This is a genomic window from Bradyrhizobium sp. 197 (genome assembly GCF_023073375.1).
Lineage (GTDB): Bacteria > Pseudomonadota > Alphaproteobacteria > Rhizobiales > Xanthobacteraceae > Bradyrhizobium.
On record NZ_JADPJJ010000130.1, the window covers coordinates 1 to 10,275 of the forward strand.

At 65.1% G+C, this 10,275-nt stretch carries 10 protein-coding genes; 7 read left to right on the forward strand and 3 right to left on the reverse strand.

Going from position 1 to position 10,275, the window contains the following annotated elements:
• Positions 1–206 precede the first annotated feature (206 nt).
• Positions 207–1,877: a caspase family protein gene (locus tag IVB27_RS29125; protein WP_247446361.1), complete on the reverse strand. Its 1,671-nt coding sequence runs from the start codon at positions 1,875–1,877 to the stop codon at positions 207–209.
• 163 nt (positions 1,878–2,040) lie between these two features.
• Between IVB27_RS29125 and IVB27_RS29130 the strand changes: the two genes are divergently transcribed.
• From IVB27_RS29130 to IVB27_RS29140, 3 genes are read left to right on the forward strand one after another with little or no spacing between them, the layout of a single operon-like run.
• Positions 2,041–2,484, forward strand: a complete 444-nt coding sequence (locus IVB27_RS29130) for an RbsD/FucU family protein (RefSeq protein ID WP_247446362.1) — start codon at positions 2,041–2,043, stop codon at positions 2,482–2,484.
• Positions 2,451–3,005 carry a P-loop nucleotide/nucleoside kinase family protein gene (locus tag IVB27_RS29135; RefSeq protein ID WP_247446363.1) on the forward strand — a complete coding sequence of 185 codons (555 nt, stop codon included), beginning with the start codon at positions 2,451–2,453 and terminating at the stop codon, positions 3,003–3,005. Before IVB27_RS29130 ends, IVB27_RS29135 begins: the two co-directional genes overlap by 34 nt.
• A 54-nt stretch (positions 3,006–3,059) precedes the next feature.
• Positions 3,060–3,419, forward strand: coding sequence for a hypothetical protein (locus IVB27_RS29140; protein ID WP_247446364.1), 360 nt, complete (start codon positions 3,060–3,062; stop codon positions 3,417–3,419).
• A 284-nt stretch (positions 3,420–3,703) separates the two neighbouring features.
• On the opposite strand, the gene IVB27_RS29145 is transcribed toward IVB27_RS29140, so the two are convergent.
• Positions 3,704–5,029, reverse strand: coding sequence for a hypothetical protein (locus tag IVB27_RS29145; RefSeq protein WP_247446365.1), 1,326 nt, complete (start codon positions 5,027–5,029; stop codon positions 3,704–3,706).
• A gap of 75 nt (positions 5,030–5,104) precedes the next feature.
• On the opposite strand from IVB27_RS29145, the gene IVB27_RS29150 reads away from it, so the two are divergent.
• Entirely contained in the window at positions 5,105–6,301 is a 1,197-nt protein-coding gene (locus IVB27_RS29150; RefSeq protein WP_247446366.1) for an MFS transporter, read from the forward strand.
• Here IVB27_RS29150 and dgcA read toward each other — a convergent pair.
• The gene (dgcA, locus tag IVB27_RS29155) at positions 6,271–7,266 is read right to left on the reverse strand and encodes an N-acetyl-D-Glu racemase DgcA (protein WP_247446367.1); all 996 of its coding nucleotides are present in this window, start codon (positions 7,264–7,266) and stop codon (positions 6,271–6,273) included. The genes IVB27_RS29150 and dgcA overlap by 31 nt on opposite strands.
• Positions 7,267–7,409: 143 nt before the next feature.
• On the opposite strand from dgcA, the gene IVB27_RS29160 reads away from it, so the two are divergent.
• Genes IVB27_RS29160 through IVB27_RS29170 form a run of 3 tightly spaced genes read left to right on the forward strand, consistent with a single transcriptional unit; the run spans position 7,410 to position 10,223 of the window.
• A complete protein-coding gene (locus IVB27_RS29160) occupies positions 7,410–8,543 on the forward strand; it encodes an MlaE family ABC transporter permease (RefSeq protein ID WP_247352057.1) in 1,134 nt (377 codons plus the stop codon).
• 2 nt (positions 8,544–8,545) lie between these two features.
• Positions 8,546–9,328 (forward strand): ABC transporter ATP-binding protein, encoded by a 783-nt coding sequence (locus IVB27_RS29165; protein ID WP_247446368.1) that lies wholly within the window; start codon positions 8,546–8,548, stop codon positions 9,326–9,328.
• A 16-nt stretch (positions 9,329–9,344) separates the two neighbouring features.
• Positions 9,345–10,223: an MlaD family protein gene (locus tag IVB27_RS29170; RefSeq protein ID WP_247446369.1), complete on the forward strand. Its 879-nt coding sequence runs from the start codon at positions 9,345–9,347 to the stop codon at positions 10,221–10,223.
• Positions 10,224–10,275: the final 52 nt, after the last annotated feature.

The window sequence follows — 10,275 nt, forward strand, 5'->3', positions numbered from 1 at the left end:
ATCCGCTGGCTGAGGATTTTGTTGCGCCAAATCCTCAGCGCTCTCTTCGTGGGGCCGACGATCAATCCGGTCTGAAATTAGCGTTCTTCACGGACGACTATCCCGATTTTTCGTTTGGTGGATTCGAACTTGCCGCTTGCTCGGTGCAACCTCTCCCGCTTGCGGCCCGCAAGCGGGGGAGGGAGCGCACCTTCTTCTCCGCGCGATCAGTGCATGAAGCTCCGGCGATTGTTGCCGCCACCGTTGTTGCCCTGGCTCTGGTTCATCGACTGGCGAAAATTGTTGCTGCCGCCATTGCCGATCCGGTTGGTGGTGTTGAACTGCGGGCGGGTGTTGTTCTGCACCTGCACCTTGTTCACCGGGTTGTTGTTGATCTTCGCGCCGCTGTTGATGCGGATCGGATTGTTCTGCGTCCGAACGATGACCGGCTTCGCATCGGCGGTGCCGGAATTGCCGCGGCCATTCTGCGTATTGTTGGTCGCAGGCAGCGTCACGATCTTGCCGATGCCGCCATTGCTGGTCGTGGTGTTGGTCGGCGCCGGCAGGGTTGCGATCTGACCGCCATTGCCGAGCTTGCCGATGCCGTTGTTGTCACCCGGCTTCTGCACGATCGGCAGATTGCCGTTCACTTGCGCGCCGCCATTGCCCTGCAGCGGCATGTATTTGGGCTGGCCGAGATTGCCGATCTTGAAGGTCGGGTTGATGTTCTGCGGCGCCAGTAATTTGGTCGCCTGCATCAAGGGGATCTGCTTCGGCTGCATCTGGAGCTTCAGCGCGACCTGCGCATAGGGCGTGTTGCCGTAGCTGTCGTAGAAGTTCTTGTAGCCGAGCGGCGAGTTCGCGAGCACCGCCTTGTGCCAGGCCTGCGTGAGCAGCAGGTTGGAGAGCAGCCAGCGGACGTGATCGCACAGCGGGTCGTGCGGATACATCGTGATGAACTCCTGATAGTATTCCGGACGTGCTTCGGACACGACATAGTCATAGGCCTGGCGGGTCGAGCGGCTCGGCAGGTTGGAGGCCATCTGCACCACCGGCGCATTCACCGGCGCGCGGTTGGCGGCAACAGCGGTGTCGCCGAAGAAGGTGAAGTCGGACGTCAGCGACGAGCTCTCCCAGGGGATCTGTGCGCCGCTGGTGGTCTGGTTCACTTCGAGGCGCACGCGCTTGAATAGCTGCTCGATCGGGACGTTGGGCTCGCGCGCGACGTTCAGGAAAGCTTGCGTGTAGGGGCTGTGGCCGCCCGAGCCGTCTTGCGCTTCGGCGCCCGGCGCGGTCGAGTAGCCGACGATCGAGCCGTTTGGGGCATCGACGATTGCCAAGCCGCGGCCGGCATCGTTGACGTTGGGGAAGGGGTTGTTGCGGCAGGCATCGAGGATGACGATGCGCATGCGGCTCGGGATCGTCTCCAGCGTCGACATCACGTCGACCAGACGCACCGAATTGTTGACCAGCTCGGTCTGACTCGAGACCTTGGCATCGACGGGAACGAGGTAATTCTCGCCGGCGAGCTGCACGCCGTGACCGGCATAGTAGACCATCGCCACCGTGTTCGGGCCGCGCGCGGATACTTTTGCCGAAAAGTCCTGCACCACGCGGAGCATGTCGTTCTGGGTCAGGTCGGTCGCGGCGACCACCTCGAAGCCGGCGGAGTTCAGGAACTTCGCCATCGACTCCGCGTCGTTGTCGGGATTGGCGAGCTGCGGCGCGTTCTGGTAGTTCGAATTGCCGATCACCAGCGCGACCCGCTGCTCAGGGCCTTGCAGTGCGGTGGGAGCTGGCTCGACCGGGGCGACTTGCGCGGAAACAGGGCCGCAGGCGAAGCCGAACAGGCTTCCCAGCAGGCTAGCCGTCATCAGGAAAGGTTTTAGGCGGAACATGGCGTGCTCCTCTGGCACTATCTCGATACGAGATTGGTTGCCGCGGAGCTTGGCCGCGTTCGAGTTTGAGGTCCGTGATCGTCATCACCATGGTAGGCTGCGTGATCTGAATCACGCTTGGAACCCGCCAAGGTGGGCGTTCGATGGGAGGACAGTCCGTCACATGCTGAAATCGATCGATCCGATCCTCACGCCCGACCTGCTCTGGCTGCTGGCTTCGATGGGCCATGGCGACGACCTCGTTTTCGTCGATGCCAACCACCCCGCGGCACGCATCGCGCAGAGCACGAATTCGCAGCGTCTGATCCAGTTGCCGGGCCTGCGCATGGAGACCGCAATCCGCGCCATCATGTCGGTCTACCCGCTCGACGATTTCGATCCCGATCCGGTGCGCGTGATGACGCCCGTCGACGATCCCGACCGCGTCCCCGATGTGCAGCGCGCGGTGCTCGCGGAGATCGAACGCGCCGCCGGCCATCCCGTGACGCCCGGAAAACTCTCCCGGCCGGATTTTTACCGCGCGGCTGCGGCGGGCTTTGGTGTAGTGCAGGTGGGGGACAGCAGGGGGTATGGATGCTTCCTGATCAGGAAGGGTGTGATCAGTTAGCCATCATGAAGCGATCACCCGCACTCATCGTGTTCGGAGGCCTTCCGGGCACTGGCAAGACGACCGTTGCTCGTGAACTTACGGTTCGGCTCGCGGCGACGTATCTTCGCATCGATGCCATTGAGCAGACGCTACGGGAAGCAGGCCTTGCGGTCGAGGCTGCCGGCTATTCCGTTGCCAACGCGCTGGCAGCCGAGAATCTCAAGCTCGGGCGCATTGTCATCGCGGACTGCGTCAATCCAGTGCTGGGAAGCCGCGCTGAGTGGCGAGGGACCGCCTTGAAGAACTCGGCGCGGATGGTCGAGATTGAAGTCGTCTGCAGCGACCCGGCGTTGCACCGGCAACGCGTGGAAAATCGTTCGTCCGATATCGGTGGCCTCAAGCTTCCGACTTGGGACGACGTCGTGAGCCGCGCTTATGAGCGGTGGGATCGGGAGCATCTGGTGCTCGATACTGCCTATAACTCGCTCGATGATCAGCTGGAACAAGCTGAAGCCTATGTGCGTGGCCAAATCGGTTAGCTCTGCACTCGGATTTGAATGGTCTTCCTGCGCGCGCCTATCTATCGTCTCCCTATGTCAAAAGTCCTGTGTCTATCTGTTGCTATCGTCCTGTCACTGCTGCCGGCTATCGCGCCGGCTGCGTCAATCCAAAAGCGTCCCAAGCAAGCCTGGCATGGCTACGGCTTTCTGCCGGGCTATCGGCAGCCGCTGAGCAACAGCATTCCGCTCTACAAGCAGAAGGAGGCGATGCGGCGGATGTCCCCTAGCGACCGGCGCCATTGGTACATCGATCCGGTCCCCCAATATTACGGCTGGGATGGTGAGTGGCGCTATTTCGGCCGGCCCGGCTTCGGCGGCGGCCGCTACAATGGCGGCAGTTTTGGGCCGTGCTGGACCCGGACGCCGATCGGCGCAGTCTGGAATTGCGGGTGATCGCTGATCATCCGTCATTCCTAGCGTAGCGAAGCAGTCCAGAGTCTTTCCGCGGTGACAATCTGGATTGCTTCGCCGGCTCCTCAATGCCGGTCCCAACTCGCAATGACGTTGAGGAGAGAGTGTTCTCCTCACTCCGCTCTCGTGCCCCCGGACGCAGCGCAGCGTCTCTTCGACGGTGCGCTGCAGAGCCGGGGCCCACGTTGCGACGGAAGCTGTGGCTCCTGGGTCCCCGATCTGCGCTTCGCTTGTCCGGGACACGAGACGGAGCATGCCGCGTCCCCTTACGAGAAGAACGCGATCTTCTCGGCCTGGGTCATGCGGCGGATCGGCGCCATGGGATCGTTTGCGGCGGCGCGGGGCTTTTGCAGGATGCCGCTGGCGAGGATGGTGGCGCCGAGTGAGGCTTCCGGGACCGGCGAGGGCATCGGCAGTGTCGTGCTCGGCGCTGCGCCGAATGTCGCGGCGGCTGCCATGGCCGACGCCGGCTGCTCCATCACTTCGGCGGCGGCTTCCGCAATGGCGTTGGTGAGGCGCGCAAGCGATTCCATCGCGATCGGCGCTTCCTCTATGGGCTCCTCCACGACCGGCGGAGCGGCGGGCTCAAGTGCGATCGGCTCCGGCATCTCGGCTGCAATGGGCGCTGCGGCCTCCGCAACCACCTGCTCCGGATTGGCCGCTTCCATCTCGACCGGCTCGATGATCTCGTCGAACTCCGGATCGGGCGCGGCCATCTCCAGTGCGATGGCCTCGAGTATGGCGTCGTCCTCGGCTTCCGCGGCGGCGTCGAGCGAAAATTCGTCCGTCACCTCGGCGAAGGCGGCGGGCTCAGCGGCCGGCTCTTCAAAAGCGGCGGCTTCAGGCGCGGTCTGGCTCTCGGCGACGATCTCCGGCTCCAGGGCGGCGTCCATCGCCTGCTCGGCAACGGAGAAGGTCTCAGCGACGCCGGCCGCTTCCACGGCTGCTTCGCTGGCCATTGCGGCAGGCGCGACCTCCGCAAGCGGAGCTTCCGCCACGGACGACGGCGCGTCTTGCACCGGGGCCGGCGAAGGGCGCGCAGCCTGCGGCGTTGCGTCGCCGTCGATCTGGTCGATCCGGTCCTTGAGCAGATCGAATGCGGCCTTGAGGTCGGTACGGGGGTCGATGGTCGAAACTTGCGCGCAGGCCGCCTCGATGGAGGCAAGCTGCGAATCAATCAGGTCGCAGATTCGCCCATCGGCGCCGATCTCGCGCCAGCGCCAGGAGATCTCCTTGATGATGCGGAGGCCGCGCGGGATCGGCGCGAGGCTCGCCTCGATCGCCGCGGGATCGAGGGCCGCGATCGCGATCGTCTCGGCTTCGCGGATCGCGTGCCGGATTGCGACCAGCGCCTCGGGCAGGCGGTCCTCGACGACGGATTGGCGCTGTGTCGCAAGGGTTTCTTCGATTTTCGCGACCGCGTCGAGCACCATGCGGGTGTCCGCATTGCGGTTGCGCTTGGCGTATTCACCGAGGAACCAGCGGCCGCGCGCGGTCTCCATGAAGGCTTCGCGGATCGCGTCGTAATCCTGCTCGTTCGGCTCGGCCGCGCGGGCAGACATAGGCGAGAGGGCGAATGCTTCGTTGGCCATGTCAATCTCGTCGCGCAAATCACGGCGCGTTACAGTAACGATCACCACGATATCGACCGAATCGCAATTGGTTTGATGGCACCCGAATCACAAATCCCCATCGCGGTATCTCAGAAGCGGCGATTCGCCGTGAGCCTCGCCGTGTTCTACTCGGCCGTGTTCGCGGTGTCGGGTACGCATCTGCCGTTCTTTCCGGTCTGGCTGAAGGCGATCGGCATCGACGCGGCCTGGATCGGCCTCATCAACGCGCTGCCGGCGATCACGCGCTTCACCACGCTGCCGCAAATCACGGCCCTTGCCGAAAAGCGACATGCCATTCGCGCCGGCATCATGGTCTCCGTGCTGGCGACGGCGATCGGATTTACAGCCGTCGGCCTGCAGGGGCAGCCGCTGGCGCTGTTCCTGATCTACGCGCTGACCTGCATGATGTGGACGCCGACGACCCCGTTGACCGATGCCTATGCGCTACGTGGCGTCGCCCGCTACGGGTTCGATTACGGGCCGGTGCGGCTGTGGGGCTCGGCAGCCTTCGCCGCCGGCTCGCTCGCCTGCGGCTATCTCGTAGACCACATCGCGGCGCGCGATCTGATCTGGGTCATCGTCGCTTGGGCCGTTGTTGCGGTCGCCGCCAGCGTGCTGCTCCAGCCCCTCGACGATGTCAGGCGAAGGACGACAGCGGCGCGCGCCGGCAAGGCGCTGCTGCACGATGCCGGCTTCTGGGCCATCATCGTTTCCGCCGCGCTGATCCAGGGCAGTCACGTCGCCTACTATACGTTCTCGGCCATCAACTGGCAGGCCCAGGGCCTCGGCGGGCTGACGATCGCGGGCCTCTGGACGCTGGGCGTGATCGCCGAGATCATCGTGTTCGCGCTGTCGCCGCGCTTCTCGCTGCACCCGTCCTCGCTCATGGCGATCGGGGGCGCGAGCGCGGTGGTGCGCTGGGTCGTCACCGCGCACGATCCGCCGCTCGCGCTGCTCGCGGTCGTGCAGCTCGGCCACGGCCTGACCTTTGGGATGACCATCCTCGGCACCATGAATCTCCTGGTGCAGCGCGTGCCGTCGCATCAGATCGCGCGGGGGCAGGGCTACTACGCCGCATGCAACGGGTTGCTGGGTGCGACCACTTCGATCGCGTCAGGCGCGATCTACGCCCGCATCGGCGACGGCCTGTATTACGTCATGGCTGCGATGGCCGGCGCCGGTGCACTTCTGATCTGGTCGGCGCGGCACCGGCTGAGAGCTCAGCCCCAGAGCGAAGAATCCGGCGGATAGACCAGGCTGTCGTCATACCGAAGGCCATGATCGCGGTCGCGCGCCAGCAGCAGCGGGCCGTCAAGATCGACGAAGCGGGCCTGCGGCGTCACCAGCATTGCCGGCGCCATCGACAGCGAGGTTGCGACCATGCAGCCGATCATGATCTCGAAACCGAGCGCCTGCGCGGCATCCGCCATCGCCAGCGCCTCGGTGAGGCCGCCGGTCTTGTCGAGCTTGATGTTCACGGCGTCGTAGCGCTCTCGCAAAGGTGCGAGCGAGTGGCGGTCATGCACGCTCTCGTCGGCGCAGACCGCGAGCGGCCGTTTGATCCGCGCCAGCGCGTCGTCCTTGCCGGCCGGTAGCGGCTGCTCGACCAGGGTGACGCCGGCGGCCTCGCAGGTCGCGAGATTGTGCTCCAAATTGGCCTCGGTCCAGGCCTCGTTGGCGTCCACGATCAGCTCGGATTCGGGGGCCGCCTTGCGCACCGCCGCGATCCGCTCCCCGTCGCCGTCACCGCCGAGCTTGATCTTGAGCAGCGGCCGGTGCGCCGCTTTGGCGGTCGCCGCCGCCATGGCCTCGGGGGTGCCCAGCGAGATCGTGTAGGCCGTGGTGCGCTCGCCCGGCACCGGGCGGTCGAGCAGGCTCCAGGCCCGCAGCCCCGCCGCCTTGGCTTCCAGATCGATCAGGGCGCAATCCAGGGCATTGCGGGCCGCACCGGGCGGCATGGCGGCTTGCAGGGTCCGCCGGGTGAGTCCGCTCGCCACGGCCTCCTGCATGGCCTGGATGGCGGCAAGGGTTGCCTCGGGCGTTTCGCCGTAGCGGGGATAGGGCACGCATTCGCCGCGGCCGATCAGGCCGTCCCGGCTCACCTCGGCCACGACGGTCACGGCCTCGGTCTTGGCGCCCCGGCTGATCGTAAAACTGCCGGCGATGGGAAAGCGCTCGATTCGCGCGACGAGGGCCGGAACTTTGCTGGAAGTCATTTTGAACTCTGGCGAAATCTGAACCTGCTAGTTACCTCTAGCAACTAAGGTTAACCGGTCGGGGACACCTTCTCTGGGTAAGGGCGCGTGCGCAACCATCTGATTTCATCCGTTTCCAGCGCCCCGGCACGGGAGCGGACATCTTGAGCGGCGATCCGAAGCTGGAACGGATTGCGAAAGGCAACGCGCTGGCACTCTGCGCCACCGGAACCTGGACCGCGAGCTTCGCGCCGGTCCTGGAGCGGATGGTGGCTGACGCCGAGAAGCTCGCGGGCGGTTCGCAAAGCGTCTTCATCGACGTTTCCGAGGTGGCCAAGCTGGACACGTTCGGCGCCTGGCTGATCGAACGGCTGCGCCGCAGCCTGACCCAAGGCGCCGTCGAGGCGCAGATCGCGGGACTGTCCGCCAATTATTCGAGCCTCGTGGACGAGGTGCGGCGGGTCAGGGCGACGCCCGTGATCGACACCAGTGCCGTCACCATCACCGGCATGCTGGAGCAGATCGGCCGGGCCGTGGCTGGCGTTGGCGGCACCGTGGCAGGCCTGATCGACATGCTCGGCGCGGTGCTCGCGGCGGGCGCGCGCACCCTGATTCACCCGCGCTCGTTCCGCCTGACCTCGACCGTGCATCATCTCGAGCAGGTCTGCTGGCGCGCGGTGCCGATCGTGGTGCTGATCACCTTCCTGATCGGCTGCATCATTGCCCAGCAGGGCATCTTCCATTTCCGCAGGTTCGGCGCCGACATCTTCGTCGTCGACATGCTCGGCGTGCTGGTGCTGCGCGAGATCGGCGTGCTCCTGGTCGCGATCATGGTCGCGGGCCGCTCGGGCAGCGCTTACACCGCCGAGCTCGGCTCGATGAAGATGCGCGAGGAGATCGACGCATTGCGCACCATGGGGTTCGATCCGATCGAGGTGCTGGTGCTGCCGCGCATGCTGGCGCTGGTGCTGGCGCTGCCGATCCTGGCCTTCCTTGGCGCCATGGCCGCGCTCTATGGCGGCGGTCTCGTCGCTTGGCTCTATGGCGGCGTCGATCCCGAAGCGTTTTTGCTGCGCCTGCGCGACGCCATCTCGATCGACCATTTCATCGTCGGCATCGTGAAAGCACCTGTGATGGCCGCCGTGATCGGCATCGTCGCCTGTGTCGAAGGGCTCGCCGTGCAGGGCAGCGCGGAATCGCTCGGACAGCACACGACGGCGTCCGTGGTGAAGGGCATCTTCTTCGTCATCGTCATGGACGGCGTGTTCGCCATCTTCTTCGCCTCGATCGGGATGTGACGATGGCGCAGGAAGTTCGAAACGGAATTCAAAACCCGATCATCCGCGTCCGCGACATCACCGTGCAGTTCGGCGCGACGCGCGTGCTCGACGGCCTCGACCTCGACGTCAAGCGCGGCGAGATTCTTGGCTTCGTCGGCCCCTCGGGTGCCGGCAAATCGGTGCTGACGCGCACCATCATCGGCCTCGTGCCGAAGGTCGCAGGCAGCATCGAGGTGTTCGGCGTCGATCTGGACGCCTCCAATACGTCGCAGCGTCGCAACGTGGAGCGGCGCTGGGGCGTGCTGTTCCAGCAGGGCGCGCTGTTCTCCTCGCTGACGGTGCGGCAGAACATCCAGTTTCCGATGCGCGAATATCTGCGGGTGTCGCAGCGGCTGATGGACGAGATCACCATCGCCAAGCTCACCATGGTGGGTCTCAAGCCCGAAGTCGCCGATCGCTTTCCCTCCGAATTGTCGGGCGGCATGATCAAGCGCGTGGCGCTTGCGCGCGCGCTGTCGCTCGATCCGGATCTGGTGTTTCTGGACGAGCCGACCTCAGGCCTGGACCCGATCGGCGCCGGCGACTTCGACGAACTGGTGAGGACCCTCCAGCGCACTTTGGGGCTGACTGTTTTCATGGTAACCCACGATCTCGATAGCCTTTACACAGCATGTGACCGCATCGCCGTTTTAGGGAACGGTAAGATCATTGCGGCAGGATCGATCGCCGACATGCAGGCCTCGCAGCATCCCTGGCTGAGGCAATATTTCCATGGCAAGCGCGCTCGCGCGGTGATGGGCTGAGGTGCCGGAGTAGCTGATGGAAACGCGTGCAAATTACGTGCTGATCGGATCGTTCACGCTGGCGGTGATTGCCGCTGCGATCGGCTTCGTGTTGTGGTTTCAGTCGTTGCACACCACCAAGCAGCGCAGCCCCCTGCGCGTCGTTTTCGAGGGCCCGGCGGCGGGCCTGCGCAACGGCGGCAGCGTCAATTTCAATGGTATCCGGGTGGGCGAGGTGGTCTCGGTGAAGCTCGACAACCCGCGGCGGGTTGTCGCACTCGCCATGGTCGAGAACAACGCCCCGATCCGCAAGGATACCCTGGTCGGCCTCGAATTCCAGGGCCTGACCGGCGTCGCCGCGATTTCGCTCAAGGGCGGCGAGGAGGCGGCACCTCCGCCACCACTCGACGAGGACGGCATCCCGTCGCTGACGGCGGATCCCAACAAGCTCCAGGACGTCACCGAGGCGATCCGCGGCACGCTCCAGAACATCAACAAGATTGTCGCCGACAATCAGGAATCGGTGAAGAATTCGCTGAAGAATCTCGAGGCCTTCACCAACTCGCTCGCCCGCAACTCCGAGAAGATCGATGGCGTGATGGCCAAGGTCGACGGCGTCATGCTCAAGGCCGACAGCCTCATGCTCGGCCTTAACACGCTCGCCGGCGGCAAGGACGGCGGTGAGCTGTTCCTGGCAGTGAAGTCGATCCGCGAACTGGCCGACGATTTCGACAAGCGCTCCGGCGCGCTGATGACCGACGGCCGCCGTACCCTGGGCGACATCAGCCGCGCCGTGAACAATTTCGACCGCAACCCGACCCGCGTGCTGTTCGGCGCCAGCAACAGCGCGCCCGCAGCCGCTCCGCCGCCGCCGGAGCCGCTAAAGCCCGCGACGCCGGAGCGCAGGCGGCAGTAGGGCTCGGCCTGGTCGTAGCGCTGGGTCTCGTGTCCCGGACGCGCTGCAGCGT